A 17,679-nucleotide genomic window follows, 5' to 3' on the forward strand; every position below is an offset into this window, starting at 1 on the left:
GGCACCCCGGCGTCTGAGCGCCCGGGACCCCTCCCGCAGGCGACTCGAGACCGCCGGGCAGGTACGTGACGCCGAACTACGCACCGAGCGGCCTCCGCTCGCGTGAGCACAACGTCATCGCGAGGCAACTGCCCAGAAAATCGCAGGCAATCGCTGGTGCGCACCATGAGGTCGCAGTGTCGGTGTTGGGTCCTCGGAAGGCGAGACGTGGTGACGAGCGCACGGGTGGGCGTAGTTCCGGCAGTGCAGTGTGGGCTGGGTCGGGTGCGCGCGCAGATAGCCGCGGACCTCGAACCGATCGCGGTGCGCGAGCGCCCCGTGGCCGAGGCGGTCGGGGCGACCCTGGCCATGGCCTTGGCCGCGGGCACTCCCCTGCCACGCGTGGACAGCGCCGCCATGGACGGCTACGCGGTCGCGGGCCCGGGACCGTGGTGGCGGCTGCACCAGCAGGTCAGCTACGCCGGACGTGGCTGCTCGGTGGTGCTGGCGCCCGGCGAGGCGGTGCGGATCGCGACCGGCGCCGCCACCCCCCTCGGCACCACAGCGACCCTGCGCGACGAACACATCGTGACCACGACCGTGTCCGGTAAGCCGGTAGTGATGCGAGCGCCCGGTGCGCCGGTGCGCGACGACACCCGCCGCCAGGGCGAACACTGGAGCAGTGGAACCGAATTGGCTCGTGCGGGCGCCCGCGTCTCGGCGGCGCTGGCTTCGGCAGCGCTCAGCGCCGAGGCCGAAACCGTCACCGTGCGTGGACCTTTGCGTGCCGACGTGGTGATGACCGGCGACGAGATCCGTGCCGTCGGCCCGCTCGGCCCCGGCGAAACCCGCGACTCGCTCGGCCCCGTGCTGCCGGAGTTCCTGCGCTGCTGCGATATCGAGAGCACCGGCCTGTGGCACCTCGCCGACAGTCGTGACCTCATGCGCTCCTGGCTCACCCTGAAATCCCACGCCGACCTGGTCGTGATGGTCGGCGCCACCGGCCGCGGCGCCGCCGACCACCTGCGCACCCTGCTCGCCGACCTCGGCGCCCGCATCATCGTCGAACGCATCGCGATCCGCCCCGGCGGCTCCACGCTCGTGGCCCAGCTCCCCGACGGCCGAGTCCTCCTCGGCCTACCCGGCAACCCCTTCGCCGCCGTCGCCGCCCTCCTGGCTGTCGGTCCGGCCATCGTCGACGCCCTCACGCTGCGCTCTCCTGGCCCCACCATGTGGGGCCGCCTCTCCGACGCGGGCGTCATGGAAGGCGAAGCCACCCGCATAGTCGGCGTCCAACAACACCCCGGCGGCGTCTGGCGCAGCACCGGCCCCGCGCACACCCCCCACCTGGCCGGCCTCATCGCCTGCCAAGCCCTGGCCATCCTCCCGCCCGGCACCGGCCGAGGCTCCCTCGTCGAACTCCTCCCACTCCCCCACTGAGTAGCGCTACCGCACAACAGCAGCGGCCCCGGTGCGGTACCGCACCGGGGCCGTGATCATCTGCTCGGATCCGACAGGATCAGCCGTGATGGGGCGGCTGCCAGGGGCGACCGTACGGGTCGTCGGGGCGCGGCGCCGACTGTTCCTGCGGGGCGATCGGGGGTGGGGTCGGCAGCTCCGGGTCGGCGGACTTGGCCACCGAGGTCTTCGGGCGCGGCACCGGTATATCGAAACCTTCGACGGGGGTGCGCGCGGTGGCTTCCGCGGCGCGGACGGCCTCGGCGATCTTCGGGTCGGAGGCGGTCTCGAACCAGTCGGCTACGTCGGAGTCGTCCTCGATCTTCACCGGGGCTTCGTCGGTGGACGGCTCGTAGCGGAAGACACCGTCCTCGCCCTTGGTGGCGAAGTTCTGGGCGAAACCCTCCAGGGCCTTGCCGAAATCGCTGGGGACCAGCCAGACCTTGTTCGCGTCGCCCTTGGCCACCATCGGCAGGGTCTGCATGTATTGGTAGGCAAGCAGTTCCGGCGTCGGCTTGCCGTTCTTGATCGCGGCGAAGACCTTCTCGATCGCCTTCGCCTGACCCTGCGCCTGCAGGTAGGAGGCGGCGCGTTCACCCTGCGCGCGCAGGATGCGGCTCTGGCGTTCGCCCTCGGCCGACAGGATCGAGGACTGCTTGCCGCCCTCGGCGGTCAGGATCGCCGCCTGCTTGGCGCCCTCGGCGGTCTTGATCTGCGCTTCGCGGTTACCTTCGGCGGTGAGGATCGTCGCGCGCTTCTCGCGATCGGCCTTCATCTGCTTCTCCATCGATTCCTGGATCGACGGCGGCGGATCGATGGACTTGAGCTCCACCCGGGCCACCCGAAGGCCCCAGCGGCCGGTGGCCTCGTCGAGCACGCCGCGCAGCTGGTTGTTGATCTGATCGCGCGAGGTCAGCGTCTCTTCCAGGGTCATGCCACCGACCACGTTGCGCAGGGTGGTGACGGTGAGCTGCTCGACCGCGGCGATGTAGTTGCTGATCTCGTAGACGGCGGCCTGCGGGCTGGTGACCTGGAAATACACCACCGAGTCGATCTGCAGGGTGAGGTTGTCCTGGGTGATCACCGGCTGCGGCGGGAACGACACGACCCGCTCGCGCAGGTCGACCTTGGCGCGGACGCGATCGGCGAACGGGACGAGGAACGTCAGCTGACCGGACACGGTGCGCGAATACCGCCCGAGCCGTTCGATCACCGCCGCCTCGGCCTGTGGGACGAGCGCGATCGATTTGAAAACCACCACCACGACCAACAGGACGAGGACGGCGGCCACGATCAAGGCAACCATGTTCTAGGGACCCTTCCAGACGACGGCTGTCGCGCCATCGATCTTCATCACATAGACAGTCACACCGGCTTCGTACACGTCACTCGGGTCGAGCGGACGCGCGGTCCAGACCTCGCCACCGAGCTTGACCTGCCCCGAATATTCCGCGACCTGCTCGAGCACCAGGGCCGACTTGCCCGGCAGCGCATCGGCGTTCGTCGGAGTGGGTGGCGGGGTACCGAACTTGCGGCGCAGTAGCGGGCGCACCCCGACGAACAGCACACCGGCCATCGCGGCGAACACCAACGCGTCGCCCCACACGGGTAGATCGGTCGCGGCGCTGACGCCCGCCGTGCCGAGTGCGGCCACGCCCAGCGTGAGCAGCGTGAGATCCCCGGTGAGCATTTCCGCCGCCGCGAGAACGATGCCCGCGATCAGCCAGACTATTGCGGCCACATTGCCAGCCTAGCCCCGATGACCGGTTTGCGGGCGGCCTCGCGTGATCGGTTCGACCGGTGCGGCGGTGCAGCGCACTACGTTGCGAGCGCGGTAGTTTCGGGACGTGAGTGCAGGAGACAGTTACGGCGATATCTATTCCGGACACGATCGGACCAAGAAGAAGCCGGTGCCGACAGTGCGGGCCGAGCGCGACCTGGTGGTGGAGGACGCGGCGAGCGGATTCTGCGGCGCCGTAGTCGGTTTCGATCGCAGCTACGACGGCGAGTTCGTGAAGCTGGAGGACGCGCGCGGTGCGGTGCGGTTGTTCGCGATGCGGGAAGCGGCCTTCCTGATCGACGGAAAACCGGTGACGCTGACCAAGCCCACCGCCGCTGCGACGAAACAGCCCACCCGGTCGGCGTCGGGTTCCACCCGCGTCGACGGCCTGCGCGCGCGGGTCGCGCGAACCAGCCGGATCTGGGTGGAGGGCGTGCACGACGCGGCGCTCGTGGAACGGGTGTGGGGCCACGATCTGCGGGTGGAGGGCGTGGTCGTCGAGCACCTGGAGGGTCTCGACAATCTCGGCGCCCGGCTCACCGAATTCGAACCGGGTCCCGGCGCACGGGTGGGGGTGCTGGTCGACCACCTGGTGACCGGCTCCAAGGAGACGCACCTGACCACCGGGCTCGGACCGCATGTACTGGTGACCGGCCATCCCTACATCGATGTCTGGCAGGCGGTCCGTCCCGCCGCACTGGGCATCGACGCCTGGCCGACGGTGCCGCGCGGCGAGGACTGGAAGACCGGAATCTGCGCGCGCCTGGGCTGGGGAACACCGCAGCAGGGGTGGCGCCGTGTCTACGATGCGGTCGACTCGTTCCGGGATCTGGAAGCCCCGCTCATCGGGGCCGTCGAACGGCTCATCGACTTCGTGACCGAGCCCGAGTGAACGCACAGCAGGTCAGGCGGGTCCTCGCGCCGAATACCGCGACCTGCGTAGGCAACATCGACGAGCTCGGTGCGCGCACGCGATTGTCGCGGAACCTTTATGCTCGATGATTATGTGCTCTCCCAGTGCCACGCTGACGCTGTGGGCCGGCTCCTGGCTGGCCGGTACCAGCGCGCCCGACGACGTGCTGGAGGCACTGCATGCCTGGGCGCCGCGCCACACCATCGCGGCGGGCGACCCGGTCACCGGCGGACGCACCGATCTGCCGTGGACCTCACGTGGCGAAGCGGGCACCGGCGCCATGCCGTTGCTCAAGGTGATCCGCGAGGCGATGGCGCCGGCCGGGGCGCACTTGCGCCTTGTCCTGCCCGCGGCGGGTGATGTGCGCGGGCTGCCTGTCGGCACCGCGTTCGCGGCCGACGCGATCGATGCCGAGGAAGGCCTGCTGCTCGGTGTTCCCGGCGAGCCGGGCACCGGCCTGATCCCACAGTGGGACGACGACGAAACCCTGCAGTGGACCGTCTACGGCGTCGACCTCCCCCGCATCGTGGGTCACGACATGTCGCTCGGCGAGGCCGAGTACACGATGCGCGAATCGGTCCGCGACGCCGCCGACGCCCTCATGCAACTGCACACCACCTCGGTCGGCAACGGCGACGACGATCCGCGCGAGCAGATCGAAGCTCAGCTCGCGGCCTACTCACGTCACGCCTATCCCGACTCGATCCCGCTGCGCGCCAAGCGGATTCTCGATACCGCCGATCACGTAGCCGCGATTCTCACCGTCGCTCAGCACGAACCGGCGTCCTCGCCCACCTCGGCCACCGCGATCGGCGCGCACGAATCCCTGCTGCGCCCGCTGTGGAACACGATCCGTGAGGCCCGCCTCGTCGCGGTCCACGCCGCCGCCCGCCGCGACGGCTAGACCTACCGCGTTCGCCGACGTCCGGCGGCGCCCGCCGGACCCCGATTCGTCAGCGACGGTACGGCTGCTGCTGTGGGTACGGCATCTGCTGTGGGTACGGGTACGCCTGCTGCTGTGGGTACGGCATCGGCTGCTGTTGCGGATACGGCTGGGGGTAGTGACCCTGCGGATACTGCGGCGGGTATTGGGCCTGCGGGTAGCCGGGGCCGGACGGGTGCTGCTGCGGGTAGGGCTGCTGATACTGGGCCGGATACGGCTGGGGCGCCATCTGCTGCGGTGGCGGCATCTGGTGTGGCGCAGCCTGATTCGAGGAACCACTGAACGCGCGGATCACTACGACCAACACGATGAGCACGATCGCGGCGATGATGAGATACCAGACCCACTCCGGAACCCCACCGCCCCCGACGCTCACGCTGCTACCGCCCCCACGACGGGCCAGCACCGCCTCCGCATCGCCCGCGCGGACGCGATCGCCTGCGAGAAGACCGCCTCCCCGCGATAGTGCGGTCATCGTCATCTCGGCATAGTTCATCGGACCCTCCCCGTAGCGTCACGCAGACCTCCGGGCGAAGGTCTGCGGGCGATGCTAACGCAGAGCCGACGCGAAGTGGGAAGTGCCAGTTCAGAATCCGCCGAGGGCGACCTTCAGATCCGGGACATCGAGCGACTTCAGCGTGGCGTCGCGCACCTGCGGACAGGTGCGGATGGTGACGGTGTCGACGATGCGGCGGTTGTAGGCGATGGCGGCATTGGCGACGGTGTCGTTCACTGTCCACAACCTCACCGCGCCGGTGAACGCCACCCGCGCGACCGGCGGGCCCAGTGCCTTCCACGTGCCCTTCTGTCCATCGAGAATGCCGCAGAGATCCTGCACCGAGGCCTGCGAAATCGTGGGTTCGGTGGGCTGTGGGGGCTGGGTTTGATAGCCGGAGTCGTTGCCACACCCGGTCAGGCCGAGCGCGGCGGCGGTCAGCACCAGGGCGAGCCCGGCGGCGCGGCGCGGCGGTGTCGAAATCATCGGAAATCCTCCGATCAGTCGAGCGCAACTGTGAAAAGGCTACTCCTCGAACCGGGGGCTACCGGTGAATGGTTATCCGGTTGTGTTCAGCGACGAGCCGGGCGCGCGGGCAGTTCGCAGCAGCCGGGCGCGCACAGGGCACCGTCGACGGTGCAGCCGTAACCCGGGACTTCGCCGAGTTCACGCACCGGACCGCCGCTCACCCGTTCGGCGATCAATTCGACGATCATCCGGGAGAACCGCGGGTCGGTGCCGGGTGTCCCCGCGCGGGCGAAAGCCATCCCGAGTTCGTCGGCCCTGGCCGACGCTTCGTTGTCGAGGTCCCAGATCACCTCGAGGTGATCGGAGACGAAACCGACCGGGCACACCACCACCGCGTTGATGCCCTTGCCGTGCAGCACATCCAGGTGGTCGACGATGTCGGGTTCGAGCCACGGCACCTGCGGTGGGCCCGAACGCGATTGCCACACCACGTCGTACTCGGCGAAACCGGTTGCCGCGGCACACAATCGGGCGGCTTCCGCGACCTGCCTGCTGTAGAGGCGGCCACCGTCGGCGGGTGGGCCCGCCGTGGTGTCGGCGGAGACGGGAATGGAGTGCGCCGTGAAAACCAGGCGCGCGCCGCTGCGCCGATCGGCCGGAATCTGTTGCACCGCAGCGGTGATCGCGTCGGCGAAGGACTCGATCAGCAGCGGGTGGTCGAAGTACTGGCGCAGTTTCACCAGCTCCGGGGCACCGGCACCGACGGCCGCGCGGGCCCGGGTGATGTCCTCGTCGTACTGGCGACAACCGGAATACCCGCCCCACGCGGAGGTGGTGAAGACCAGCGCCGAGCGCACGCCGTCGGCGGTCATCCGCGCGACGGTGTCCTCGACCATGGGATGCCAGTTGCGATTGCCGAAGTAGACCGGCAGATCCAGCCCGGCATCGGCGAGGTCGGCCTCGAGCGCGGTGATGATCTGCCGATTCAACGCGTTGATCGGCGAGATCCCGCCGAAATGCAGGTAGTGCTGCGCGACCTCGGCGAGGCGTTCCGGAGGCACCCCGCGGCCCCGAGTGACGTTCTCCAGGAAGGGGATCACGTCCTCGGGACCTTCGGGGCCACCGAAGGACAGCAGCAGCAGGGCGTCCGGCATCAGCTCAGCGACATGTTCTCCGGGAACCACATGTTGTGGCTGGCGCCGCCGTCGACGTAGATGATCGAGCCGGTGGTGGCGGGCAGCCAATCCGAGAGCAACGCCACGATCGACTTGCCGACCGCGCGCGGGTCGTTGCCGTCCCAGCCGATCGGCGACGCGCCGTCCCAGTACTCGTCGAGCTGGACGAGCTGCTTGGCATCGTCGGTGGCGGTACCCGCGATGGCCTTGGCGGCGAGGGTCTTGATCGGGCCCGCGGCGATCAGGTTGGAACGGATCTTCTTGGCGGCACCCACCTCGCGCGCCACGTAACGGTTCACCGACTCGAGCGCGGCCTTGGACACGCCCATCCAGTTGTAGTACGGCATGGCCACGCGCGGATCGAAGTCCATGCCGACGATCGAGCCACCCTCGTTCATCACGGGAAGCACGGCGCGAGCCAGCGAGGCGTAGCTCCAGGCCGAGATCTCGAACGACTTGGAGACATCGGGGCCGGGGCCCTCGAGGAACGGCAGCGCGCCGGGGCCCATGATCGAACGGGGCGCGAACGCGATCGAGTGCAGCACGCCGTCGACGCCCTCGGGCGCGATCTCACGCAGCTTCTCGGTGAGGGCGGCCAGGTCCTCTTCGTTGGTCACGTCGAGGCCGATGGCAGGCGGCACTTCCTGCGGCAGCCGCTTGGCGATGCGGTCGATGAGCCGCAGGCGGTCGGGAATACCGGTGATGATCACCCTCGCGCCCTGCTCCTGCGCGATCGCGGCCGCGTGGAACGCGATCGACGAGTCGGTGATGATGCCGGTGACCAGGATGGTCTTGCCTTCGAGCAGTCCGCCCATGAGTTTTCGGTTCTCCTGAAATCAGTGTGGGTTGCTGCCACCTTGTCGGTGGCGCGGTGCGGTCTGTTAGCGGATCAGTGACCCATGCAATAGCGGCCGTCGACGTGGACGACAGCACCTTTGTCGGATCAGTGACCCATGCCCATGCCGCCGTCGACCGGGATGACTGCACCGGAGACATAGCGAGAGTCCTCAGAAGCGAGGAAGCTGACCACAGCGGCGATGTCTTCCGGCTGGCCGAGACGCTGCAGCGGAATGTACTTCTTCGCCATGGTCTTCAGATCTTCGGGCAGGTCCGCGGTCATATCGGTCTCGATGAAGCCCGGGGCGACCACGTTGGAGGTGATCGAACGCGAGCCCAGCTCCCGAGTGAGCGACCGCGCCATGCCGATGACGCCGGCCTTGGACGCAGCGTAGTTGAGCTGACCGGCCTGGCCTGCCATTCCGACCACCGAGCCGAGGAAGATCAGCCGGCCCCAGCGACCCTTGAGCATGGCTCGATTGGCCCGCTTGGCACAGCGGAACGCGCCGGTGAGGTTGGCGTCGATGACCCGTTCGAACTGGTCCTCGGTCATGCGCATCAGCAGGGTGTCGTCGGTGATGCCCGCATTGGCGACCAGCACCTCGACCGGACCCTGGTGCTCCTCGACTTCGGTGAACGCACGATCGACCGAATCACTGTCGGTGACATCGCACTTCACACCGAAAAGACCCTCGGGAACCCCCGATCCGCGATGGGTGACGGCGACCTTGTGGCCGTCGGCCTGCAGGCGCTGCGCGACAGCGAGACCGATACCGCGGTTACCGCCGGTGACCAGGACCGACCGGGATGTGACGTTCGACATAGGGTTCAACCTATCTGTTCCGATTCGTGCGCCCCGCGTCAGGGTCGCGCCGTTGCGACAGCTCACAACGCGGGGGCGGTGGGAGCTAGGGCAGACGTTGACGATAGAGCAAACTGACCACGACTCCCGCCGCGATGGCCAGCATGCCGAACAACAGCCACGGCCTGCTCGCATCGCCGCGCGTGGTCTCGTAGCCGATCTGTTCCTCGAGGGTGTCGTAGACCGCGGTGAGTTCGGCCAGCGACGACGCGGTGTAGAAGTCGCCGCCGGACAGCTCGGCGATCTCGCGCAGCGAGTCGTTGTCGACCGGCACCTTCACCCGCTGCGAACCCTTGCCGTCGGAGTCCGGAATCTCGACCGTGCCCCACTCGGTGCCGAAGGAGATCGTCGAGACCGGGATGCCCTTGTTCTTGGCCAGGCGCGCGGCGGTGAAACCGTGCCGCGGGTTGTCGACGTCCTTGTCGTCGGGCACGGTCTGCTTGCCGTCCGACATCAGCACCACCCGCGCAGGCGGTGGCGTCTCGGCGCCACCGAGGACGGCGGCCAGGGTGTCGATGGACTGCAGCGCCGTGAGGACGCCCTCACCGGTGGCGGTGCGCTCGGCGAGCTTGATGTTGTCGATCGAGTGCTTGACTGCCTCGCGATTGGTCGTCGGCGACACCATCACCGAGGCCGTCCCCGCGAACGTGACGAAACCGAGGTTGATACCGGGCGTCAGACCGTCGACGAAATCCTTGCCTGCCTTCTGCGCGACCTGCAACCTGTTCGGCTCCACGTCGGTGGCTTCCATCGACAGCGAAACATCCATCACCAGAACAACAGTCGCGCGATTACGCGGCACCTTCTGCACGGCGGTCGGACCGGCCGCGGCGATCGTCAGCAGCACCAGGCCCGCCAGGATCAACGCGATCGGGACATGGCGCATCGGGCTCGGTCGCGACGGGGCGACTCGCTCCAGGATGGCCATGTTGCCGAACTGCAGCATCCGCTTGTGCCGGGCGCGCTGCACCAGCACGTAGCCGAGCACGAGCAGGGCGACGACCGCGAGGAAACCGAGCCAGACAACGGCCGTGAAATGCGAAATACTCACTGGCGAGGCACCCGCCCGCTCGGGGCGCCGAGGCTGTGGCGCCGGGTGGACACGAACCGGACCACGTCGGCGATCCAGTCCCGATCGGTCTGCAGGGTGAGCACCGGCGCGCCGCAGCTGCGCAGCGCCTGCGCCACCTGCTCACGCTGGGCTCCGGCCGCGGCCGCGAAATCGGCACGCAGCGTGGGGGTCACGCTGAACTCGCGGGTGCGGCCCGATTCGGGATCGTGCAACACCACGTCGCCGCCGTCGGGCAGCGCGATATCCAGGGGATCGAGCACTTCCACGGCCAGCAGGTCGTGGCGGGCGGAGATCGCGCGCAGGGAGCGCTGCCAGTCGACGTCACCGAGGAAATCGCTGATCACCACGGCCAGACCGCGTTTGCGTTGCGGACGGCGCAGCGACTCGATCCCGGCCTTGAGATCACCGCGCACGCCGTCGCGGGCGTGCGGGGTGGTCGCGATGCCGCGCAACAGCGTCTGGGCGTGCATGCGTCCGCTGCGCGCGGGGATGCGAACCAGGTCCTGACCGGTCGCCACCACGGCGCCGATCCGGTTGCCGCCGCCCGACGTGAGGTGGGTGATCGCCGCGGCCGCCGCGATCGCGAGATCGCGCTTGTGCACCCGCCCGGTACCGAAGTCCAGGCTCGACGACAGGTCGACGACGAGCCAGGTCTCCAGCTCGCGGTCGGCGATCATCTGCCGCACGTGCGGATGGGTGGTGCGGGCGGTGACCGACCAATCCATCTGTCGCACATCGTCACCCGGCTGGTACAGCCGCGCCTCCCCCGGTTCCGAACCCGGACCGGGGATCAGCCCCTGGTGATCACCGTGCAGCACGCCGTCGAGGCGACGCCGCACGGTCAACTCGAGGGTCTTGAGCGCGGCCGACAGCTTCGGGTCGGTCAGTTCACCGGCACGGAACGACGGCGGGGCGTGAGACGAGGTGGGCACGCGGACAACGGGTTCCGGCGCACTCACTGGGGCGCGACGGAGCCGGCGGGCTGGGACTGCTGCCCGTTCACCGCCTGCGGCACAGGCTGGGGCTGGGGCGGCTGGGGCACCGGCGGCTGCTGCGGGGCAGCCTGACCGTTCGCCTGCGGGGCGACCTGCGGCAGGCCGACGGTCTGCAGCACGCGCTTGATGACGTCCTCGGGCGAAACCTCGTCGGCCAGCGCGTCGTACGACAGCACCAAGCGGTGGCGCAGCACGTCCGGGATCACCTCGACGACGTCCTGGGGCACCACGTAGTCACGGCCACGGATCAGCGCGACCGAGCGGGCCGCGGCGATGATGCCGAGGCTCGCGCGCGGGGAAGCGCCGTAGGAGATCCAGCTCGCCACATCGTCCATGCCGAAGTCGGCGGGCGTGCGGGTCGCGGTGATCACGCGGACCACGTAGTCGACGAGCGCGTGGTGCACGAAGACGTTGGCGGCCACCTTCTGCAGGCGGATGATGTCTTCGGGGTCGAGAATCTGGTTCGGCTCGGGCGCGCTCACACCCATCCGGTAGATGATCTCACGCTCTTCCTCGACCGAGGGGTAGTCCACGACGACCTTGAACAGGAAGCGGTCGCGCTGCGCCTCGGGCAGCGGGTACACGCCTTCGCTCTCGATCGGGTTCTGGGTCGCCATGACCAGGAACGGATCGGGCATCGGGTAGGTCTTGCCGCCGATCGACAGCTTGCGCTCGGCCATCACCTCGAGCAGTGCCGACTGCACCTTGGCGGGTGCGCGGTTGATCTCGTCGGCGAGCACGAAGTTCGCGACCACCGGGCCGAGCTCGGTGTCGAACTCTTCGCGGCCCTGCCGGTAGATGCGGGTACCGATGAGGTCAGTGGGCACGAGGTCCGGGGTGAACTGCACCCGGGAGAACGAGCCGCCGATGACCTTGGCGAAGGTTTCCACCGCAAGAGTTTTCGCGACGCCCGGCACACCTTCGAGCAGCACGTGTCCGCGTGCCAGCACGGCGACGAGCAAACTCTCGACGAGCCGATCCTGACCGACGATAACCCGCTTGACCTCGTAGATCGCCTTCTCGAGAGTCTGGACGTCACGCTCCAGGGTGCTCGGCGCAGCCGTACCGGCGTCCTTCGCCAGCTTCGGCCCGCTCACACCTTCCGTCGAAGTCACCAACATCCCCGCTTTCGCTTTGGTCCTGTGCGTGCGGCACCAACTATTCCATTGAATCGCCCGGTGCGCCGCAACCGGCCAGTACTAGACGGGGATTCGTCATCCTCGTGACGGCACTCACGCGCGGCGGTCGGTGTGGCGCACGCCGCACCGATTTCACCCCTACCAGCGACGATACGCACTCAGTCGGTGACGATGCGCACCGCGTACGGCATGATGCCGTCTTCACGGACCGGGGAAATCTTCACGACATCCCCGGATTCAGGGGCCTCGATCATCTTGCCGTTGCCCAGATACATCGCCACGTGCACGCTGCCGCCGGGGCCCCAGAACAGCATGTCGCCGCGTTCGCGATCCTCGACGTCGACTCGGGTGCCCGCGTTGTACTGGTAGCCGCTGTAGTGCGGCAGCGAGACGCCGATACCGGCGAAGGCGTAGAGCATCAGGCCGGAGCAGTCGAAGCCGATCTTCTCGAAGTCGCCGTGGGCGTCACCGGTGCCGCCGTCACGGATGCCGAGGGTGGGTCCGTCCTCGTCGCCGCCGCCCCAGGCGTAGGTGACGCCGAGCTGCGACATCGCGCGGTCGACCACGGTTTCGATCGCCGCCGAACCGGTGACCTGTGGTTGTGACGGGCGCGGCTTGGTTTTGCGTGGCGAGGCCGGGGTCGACTCGAGGTCGGCGTGCGGACGCTGACCCTCGTTGAGCTGGGCGGCACGGTCGCGGGCGGCCTTGTCGGCCGCGGCGCGGGAGGCGGCGGCGTTGGCCGCGGCCAGCAGGGCGAGCACCTCGGCTTCACGTTGGTCGTCCCAGGTCAGGAAGATCTCGCGTTGGCTCTGGAGCCCCGCGACGGTCGAGCGGGCTACGTCGAGGGCGGATTGGGCGGCGCTGCGGTCGCGGCTCAGGGTGTCGCGGGCCACGGCCTGGGTGTCGAACTCGGATTTCGCGATGTTCACCGCGGTCTGGGCGGCGTCGCGCTTCTGTTCCGCGCCCGCCGCGGCGGTATCGGCGTCGGCCTTGGCCTGGCGCGCGGCGGAATTCTGATTGGCCTGGGCGACCTGGGCGCGGCGCAGACCGTCGAGCACCTGTCGCTGGTTCTTCGACACCATGCCGAGCACCTGCGCGCGGTCCATCGCGGCATCGGGGGTCGAGGAGGCGAGGTAGGTGACGACCGAACTGTTGGCGGGGCGCACGTAGGCCTGGGTGGCGACCTGATCGAAATCCTGGCGGGCCACACCGACTTTCACGCCCGCGTCGGCCAGCTGGGTCTGGCTGTCGGAGACGGCGGCCGCGGCCGCGTCGGCGGCGTCGCGTGCGGTCTGCAGGTCGACGAGCGCCTGGTTGACCGCTTCGCGTTTGCCCGCGAGTTGGTCATCGAGTTCGCGCAACTGCTGATCGGCCGCGGCGACGCGATTGATCAGCCCGCCGATCTCGCTGACCCGCGCGTCGACCTGGGCGCCCGCGCCGGCGATCTCACCGTCGGACGGATTAGGTGGAGGGGGTGGTACCGCAGCGACCGGTCCCGCGGCGAGCAGCACTGCCACCACCGCCAGCAAACCGATCGCTATTCGTAATAGACCTGGTTCGTCCCGCCTGCCCGCACTCCGCACGGTACCTCCGAGCATCTCGACTCGACATACGCCACTGGCGCATCAGCCGAAACACCGACCACAAGAGTCGACCAATGCCCCCTGTACCACTGCATTCACGATCGCGTTCATCGCAACCGTACGACACATGGTTCCCAAAGGAAACATCCGTCACAGTGGCGCGCGGCAACAATTCATCGATTGCTCGGAATTTGCGCGACGCGGGACAGTTTTCTACCCCAGAAAACAGACCGCTGGTCTGGAAATGTGACTGGAGTGAAACCAGTTAGTTGGTGGAACTCGCGTCGACGCGTGGTGGCACGACGGCCGTTGCGTCCGCATCGGGACCGCGGCGGACCTTCACCAGGTACAGCCCGGCGATCACCAGCACCATGAGGCTGATCAACACCGCGGTGATGGCGCCCCAGGAGACCCCCTCCGGCTGCTCGAGCCGGTCCACGAAGGCCTGCACGGCCTCTTCCGGATGGTTGCCCTTGTACTTGGCCGAATCCTCGGCCCACTCGAGCCGAACCCGGCTGATGGTGTCGCTGTAGGTGCCGAGCCAGTCGTCGCTGAAGACCGCGACGGTGCCGTGCGTGCTCTCGCCGACCTCGGTGGCCAGATCACGTAGGCTCGAGTCATGGCCGGGATTACCGGGAACGATGACGACGCTGAGCGGGATCCCCTCGGATCGCGCCTGCGCGACGATCGCCGCCAGTTTCTCCTGATCCTGACCCTTGGGGGCCGCGACGTGATTGTCGGCGAGGTCGGACGCGACGCTGCTCAGCACGGTGTTCGGCGGCAGCTCGGCCGCCATCGGCGCAAAAGTGGTCATCTTCCATCCGGTCTGTCGAGCCACAGTCGCCGGTGTCGCGACGGGCGTCCAACACTGCCAAGGTGAGCGTCACTGCGTCTTCCCCGACTTCGCTCGTCAGGCACAGTACGCGACGCGGCGCTCGACTACGCCTGCACGGCACCACCGACGGCCCCCGCGTATTTCATAGGACAAGCGTACTGTTAGGCTCGTACGGCGAGGAATTCGGCATCTCACGGCGCCGGATACCCCCTCCGAAGACGCGAGCCGCCGGCACAGCCCCGCCGGCGGCACACCCTCACACATGAGTGGAGCTGACGTGACGAAGATTGATACCTTCGGCGCCAAAGGCACGCTCGAGGTCGGAAGCAACTCCTACGAGATCTTCCGTCTCTCGGCTGTTCCCGGCACCGAGAAGCTGCCCTACGCCCTGAAGGTGCTGGCAGAGAACCTGCTGCGCACCGAGGACGGCGCGAACATCACCGCCGACCACATCCGCGAGATCGCGAACTGGGACCCCTCGGCACAGCCGAGCGTCGAGATCCAGTTCACCCCCGCGCGCGTGATCATGCAGGACTTCACCGGCGTGCCCTGCATCGTCGACCTCGCCACCATGCGTGAGGCCGTCACCGTCCTCGGTGGCGATCCGAGCAAGGTCAACCCGCTCTCGCCCGCCGACATGGTCATCGACCACTCGGTGATCCTCGACGTCTTCGGCCGCGCCGACGCGCTGGAGCGCAACGTCGACCTCGAGTACGAGCGCAACGGCGAGCGTTACCAGTTCCTGCGCTGGGGCCAGGGCGCCTTCGACGACTTCAAGGTCGTCCCCCCGGGCATGGGCATCGTCCACCAGGTCAACATCGAGTACCTGGCCCCCACGGTCATGGTCCGCAACGGCCAGGCCTACCCCGACACTTGTGTCGGCACCGACTCACACACCACCATGGTCAACGGCCTCGGCGTGCTGGGCTGGGGCGTCGGCGGCATCGAGGCCGAGGCCGCGATGCTCGGCCAGCCCGTCTCCATGCTGATCCCGCGCGTGGTCGGCTTCAAGCTGACCGGTGAGATCAAGCCGGGCGTCACCGCCACCGACGTGGTGCTCACCGTCACCGAGCAGCTGCGTAAGCACGGCGTCGTCGGCAAGTTCGTCGAGTTCTACGGCAAGGGCGTCTCCGAGGTCCCCCTCGCGAACCGCGCCACCCTGGGCAACATGAGCCCCGAGTTCGGTTCCACCGCCGCGATCTTCCCGATCGACGAGGAGACCATCAACTACCTGCGCCTGACCGGCCGCAGCGACGAGCAGCTCGCGCTCGTCGAGGCGTACGCCAAGGAACAGGGCATGTGGCACGACGCCGAGCGCGAGCCGGTGTACTCGGAGTACCTCGAGCTCGATCTGGGCAGCGTCGTGCCCTCGATCGCGGGCCCGAAGCGTCCCCAGGACCGCATCCTGCTCAGCGACTCCAAGAACGCGTTCCGCTCCGACATCGTCAACTACGTCGGCGAGGGTGAGCTCACCGCGCTGGACGAGGGCGTCGACGAGTCCTTCCCGGCCTCGGACTCGACCGCGGTGTCGGCCAGCGCCGCCGACGACACCTACACCCCCGCGCACTCCGCGGCCAACGGTGCCAAGGGTCGTCCGTCCAAGCCGATCGAGGTCGTCGGCGAGGACGGCAACAAGTTCGTCCTCGATCACGGCGCGGTGGTCGTCGCGGGTATCACCTCCTGCACCAACACCTCCAACCCGTCGGTCATGCTCGGCGCCGCCCTGCTCGCCCGCAACGCGGTGGAGAAGGGTCTCGCGACCAAGCCGTGGGTGAAGACCAACATGGCCCCGGGCTCGCAGGTCGTCACCGACTACTACGAGAAGGCCGGTCTGTGGCCCTACCTGGAGAAGCTGGGCTTCTTCGTCGGTGGCTACGGCTGCACCACCTGCATCGGTAACACCGGTCCGCTGCCCGAGGCGATCTCGGCCGCGATCAACGACAACGACCTCTCGGTCACCGCGGTGCTCTCGGGCAACCGCAACTTCGAGGGTCGCATCTCCCCCGACGTGAAGATGAACTACCTGGCCTCCCCGCCACTGGTCATCGCCTACGCGCTCGCGGGCACGATGGACTTCGACTTCGAGACCGACGCGCTCGGCCAGGACACCGACGGCAACGATGTCTTCCTGAAGGACATCTGGCCCTCGGCCCAGGAGATCGACGACACCATCAAGTCCTCGATCAGCCAGGACATGTTCCGCAACTCCTACGCCACCATCTTCGACGGTGACAAGCGTTGGCAGAGTCTGGCGACACCGGAGGGCGACACCTTCGCGTGGGACGAGAAGTCGACCTATGTGCGCAAGGCACCGTACTTCGACGGCATGTCGATGGATCCCTCCCCCGTCACCGACATCTCCGGCGCTCGCGTGCTGGCGCTGCTGGGCGACTCGGTCACCACCGACCACATCTCCCCGGCGGGCCCGATCAAGCCCGGCACCCCCGCCGCGCAGTACCTCGACGCCAACGGTGTGGCCCGCAAGGACTACAACTCGCTGGGTTCGCGTCGCGGTAACCACGAGGTCATGATCCGTGGCACCTTCGCCAACATCCGGCTGCGCAACCAGCTGCTCGACGACGTCTCGGGTGGTTACACCCGCGACTTCACCCAGGACGGTGGCCCGCAGGCGTTCATCTACGACGCCTCGCAGAACTACCAGGCCGCGGGCATCCCGCTGGTCGTGCTCGGTGGCAAGGAATACGGTTCGGGCTCCTCGCGTGACTGGGCCGCCAAGGGCACCAGCCTGCTGGGCGTGAAGGCCGTCATCACCGAGTCGTTCGAGCGCATCCACCGCTCCAACCTGATCGGCATGGGCGTTGTGCCGCTGCAGTTCCCGGCCGGGCAGTCCGCTGCCTCGCTGGGCCTGACCGGCACCGAGACCTTCGACATCGCGGGGATCACCGCCCTCAACGAGGGTGTCACCCCCGAGACCGTCAAGGTCACCGCCACCGCGGAAGACGGCAAGGTCACCGAGTTCGACGCGGTCGTCCGCATCGACACCCCCGGTGAGGCCGACTACTACCGCAACGGCGGCATCCTGCAGTACGTGCTGCGCAACATGATCCGCGGCTGATTGTTCGACCCGGTGGCGCAACACCGTAAGGTGTTGCGCCACAAGGGCATTCGCTTGCCCCCTGAATA

At 68.2% G+C, this 17,679-nt stretch carries 16 protein-coding genes; 4 read left to right on the forward strand and 12 right to left on the reverse strand.

Features of this window, described 5'->3' with window-relative positions:
- Nucleotides 1-210: 210 nt before the first annotated feature.
- Nucleotides 211-1,419, forward strand: coding sequence for a molybdopterin-binding protein (locus tag ASD42_RS03995; RefSeq protein ID WP_235569304.1), 1,209 nt, complete (start codon nucleotides 211-213; stop codon nucleotides 1,417-1,419).
- Between the two features lie 79 nt (nucleotides 1,420-1,498).
- Here the strand turns inward: ASD42_RS03995 and ASD42_RS04000 are convergent, their stop codons facing one another.
- Both ASD42_RS04000 and ASD42_RS04005 read right to left on the reverse strand, forming a co-directional pair.
- Nucleotides 1,499-2,743: an SPFH domain-containing protein gene (locus ASD42_RS04000; RefSeq protein ID WP_056810285.1), complete on the reverse strand. Its 1,245-nt coding sequence runs from the start codon at nucleotides 2,741-2,743 to the stop codon at nucleotides 1,499-1,501.
- Between the two features lie 3 nt (nucleotides 2,744-2,746).
- The gene (locus tag ASD42_RS04005; protein ID WP_056810288.1) at nucleotides 2,747-3,178 is read right to left on the reverse strand and encodes an NfeD family protein; all 432 of its coding nucleotides are present in this window, start codon (nucleotides 3,176-3,178) and stop codon (nucleotides 2,747-2,749) included.
- 106 nt (nucleotides 3,179-3,284) lie between these two features.
- Here ASD42_RS04005 and ASD42_RS04010 point away from each other — a divergent pair, with 106 nt between their 5' ends.
- Nucleotides 3,285-4,109 carry a DUF3097 domain-containing protein gene (locus ASD42_RS04010; protein WP_056810291.1) on the forward strand — a complete coding sequence of 275 codons (825 nt, stop codon included), beginning with the start codon at nucleotides 3,285-3,287 and terminating at the stop codon, nucleotides 4,107-4,109.
- Nucleotides 4,110-4,221: 112 nt separating this feature from the next.
- A complete protein-coding gene (locus ASD42_RS04015) occupies nucleotides 4,222-5,034 on the forward strand; it encodes a hypothetical protein (RefSeq protein WP_056810293.1) in 813 nt (270 codons plus the stop codon).
- A 49-nt stretch (nucleotides 5,035-5,083) separates the two neighbouring features.
- Here ASD42_RS04015 and ASD42_RS04020 read toward each other — a convergent pair whose 3' ends face one another.
- The 10 genes from ASD42_RS04020 to ASD42_RS04065 form a co-directional block, all read right to left on the reverse strand.
- A complete protein-coding gene (locus tag ASD42_RS04020; RefSeq protein ID WP_056810296.1) occupies nucleotides 5,084-5,569 on the reverse strand; it encodes a hypothetical protein in 486 nt (161 codons plus the stop codon).
- Nucleotides 5,570-5,659: 90 nt separating this feature from the next.
- Nucleotides 5,660-6,055 (reverse strand): hypothetical protein, encoded by a 396-nt coding sequence (locus ASD42_RS04025; RefSeq protein ID WP_056810299.1) that lies wholly within the window; start codon nucleotides 6,053-6,055, stop codon nucleotides 5,660-5,662.
- Nucleotides 6,056-6,141: 86 nt separating this feature from the next.
- On the reverse strand, nucleotides 6,142-7,191 hold the full coding sequence (locus tag ASD42_RS04030) for a ferrochelatase (RefSeq protein WP_056810302.1): 1,050 nt from the start codon (nucleotides 7,189-7,191) through the stop codon (nucleotides 6,142-6,144).
- Nucleotides 7,191-8,027: an NADH-dependent enoyl-ACP reductase InhA gene (gene inhA / locus ASD42_RS04035; RefSeq protein WP_056810305.1), complete on the reverse strand. Its 837-nt coding sequence runs from the start codon at nucleotides 8,025-8,027 to the stop codon at nucleotides 7,191-7,193. Before inhA ends, ASD42_RS04030 begins: the two co-directional genes overlap by 1 nt.
- A 128-nt stretch (nucleotides 8,028-8,155) precedes the next feature.
- Nucleotides 8,156-8,872: a 3-oxoacyl-ACP reductase FabG1 gene (gene fabG1, locus ASD42_RS04040; RefSeq protein WP_056810308.1), complete on the reverse strand. Its 717-nt coding sequence runs from the start codon at nucleotides 8,870-8,872 to the stop codon at nucleotides 8,156-8,158.
- A gap of 85 nt (nucleotides 8,873-8,957) precedes the next feature.
- Nucleotides 8,958-9,962, reverse strand: coding sequence for a VWA domain-containing protein (locus ASD42_RS04045; protein WP_056810311.1), 1,005 nt, complete (start codon nucleotides 9,960-9,962; stop codon nucleotides 8,958-8,960).
- Nucleotides 9,959-10,915: a DUF58 domain-containing protein gene (locus tag ASD42_RS04050; RefSeq protein ID WP_056810314.1), complete on the reverse strand. Its 957-nt coding sequence runs from the start codon at nucleotides 10,913-10,915 to the stop codon at nucleotides 9,959-9,961. Before ASD42_RS04050 ends, ASD42_RS04045 begins: the two co-directional genes overlap by 4 nt.
- A gap of 23 nt (nucleotides 10,916-10,938) precedes the next feature.
- Nucleotides 10,939-12,099, reverse strand: a complete 1,161-nt coding sequence (locus ASD42_RS04055) for an AAA family ATPase (RefSeq protein ID WP_056810316.1) — start codon at nucleotides 12,097-12,099, stop codon at nucleotides 10,939-10,941.
- 176 nt (nucleotides 12,100-12,275) lie between these two features.
- Nucleotides 12,276-13,715: an NlpC/P60 family protein gene (locus ASD42_RS04060; protein WP_056810319.1), complete on the reverse strand. Its 1,440-nt coding sequence runs from the start codon at nucleotides 13,713-13,715 to the stop codon at nucleotides 12,276-12,278.
- Between the two features lie 250 nt (nucleotides 13,716-13,965).
- Nucleotides 13,966-14,514, reverse strand: coding sequence for an Rv1476 family membrane protein (locus tag ASD42_RS04065; protein WP_056810322.1), 549 nt, complete (start codon nucleotides 14,512-14,514; stop codon nucleotides 13,966-13,968).
- A 283-nt stretch (nucleotides 14,515-14,797) separates the two neighbouring features.
- On the opposite strand from ASD42_RS04065, the gene acnA reads away from it, so the two are divergent.
- Nucleotides 14,798-17,611: an aconitate hydratase AcnA gene (gene acnA / locus ASD42_RS04070; protein ID WP_056810325.1), complete on the forward strand. Its 2,814-nt coding sequence runs from the start codon at nucleotides 14,798-14,800 to the stop codon at nucleotides 17,609-17,611.
- Nucleotides 17,612-17,679 lie beyond the last annotated feature (68 nt).

Source organism: Nocardia sp. Root136, assembly GCF_001427185.1.
GTDB classification, from domain to species: Bacteria; Actinomycetota; Actinomycetes; order Mycobacteriales; family Mycobacteriaceae; genus Nocardia; species Nocardia salmonicida.

Excerpts from the sequence above, each read along its gene's own strand:
- ASD42_RS04000 (WP_056810285.1), bottom strand. The coding sequence starts at position 2,743 with ATGGTTGCCTTGATCGTGGCCGCCGTCCTCGTCCTGTTGGTCGTGGTG.
- ASD42_RS04015 (WP_056810293.1), top strand. The coding sequence starts at position 4,222 with ATGTGCTCTCCCAGTGCCACGCTGACGCTGTGGGCCGGCTCCTGGCTG.
- ASD42_RS04020 (WP_056810296.1), bottom strand. The coding sequence starts at position 5,569 with ATGAACTATGCCGAGATGACGATGACCGCACTATCGCGGGGAGGCGGT.
- ASD42_RS04025 (WP_056810299.1), bottom strand. The coding sequence starts at position 6,055 with ATGATTTCGACACCGCCGCGCCGCGCCGCCGGGCTCGCCCTGGTGCTG.
- ASD42_RS04030 (WP_056810302.1), bottom strand. The coding sequence starts at position 7,191 with ATGCCGGACGCCCTGCTGCTGCTGTCCTTCGGTGGCCCCGAAGGTCCC.
- inhA (WP_056810305.1), bottom strand. The coding sequence starts at position 8,027 with ATGGGCGGACTGCTCGAAGGCAAGACCATCCTGGTCACCGGCATCATC.
- fabG1 (WP_056810308.1), bottom strand. The coding sequence starts at position 8,872 with ATGTCGAACGTCACATCCCGGTCGGTCCTGGTCACCGGCGGTAACCGC.
- ASD42_RS04055 (WP_056810316.1), bottom strand. The coding sequence starts at position 12,099 with ATGTTGGTGACTTCGACGGAAGGTGTGAGCGGGCCGAAGCTGGCGAAG.
- ASD42_RS04060 (WP_056810319.1), bottom strand. The coding sequence starts at position 13,715 with ATGCTCGGAGGTACCGTGCGGAGTGCGGGCAGGCGGGACGAACCAGGT.
- ASD42_RS04065 (WP_056810322.1), bottom strand. The coding sequence starts at position 14,514 with ATGACCACTTTTGCGCCGATGGCGGCCGAGCTGCCGCCGAACACCGTG.
- acnA (WP_056810325.1), top strand. The coding sequence starts at position 14,798 with ATGAGTGGAGCTGACGTGACGAAGATTGATACCTTCGGCGCCAAAGGC.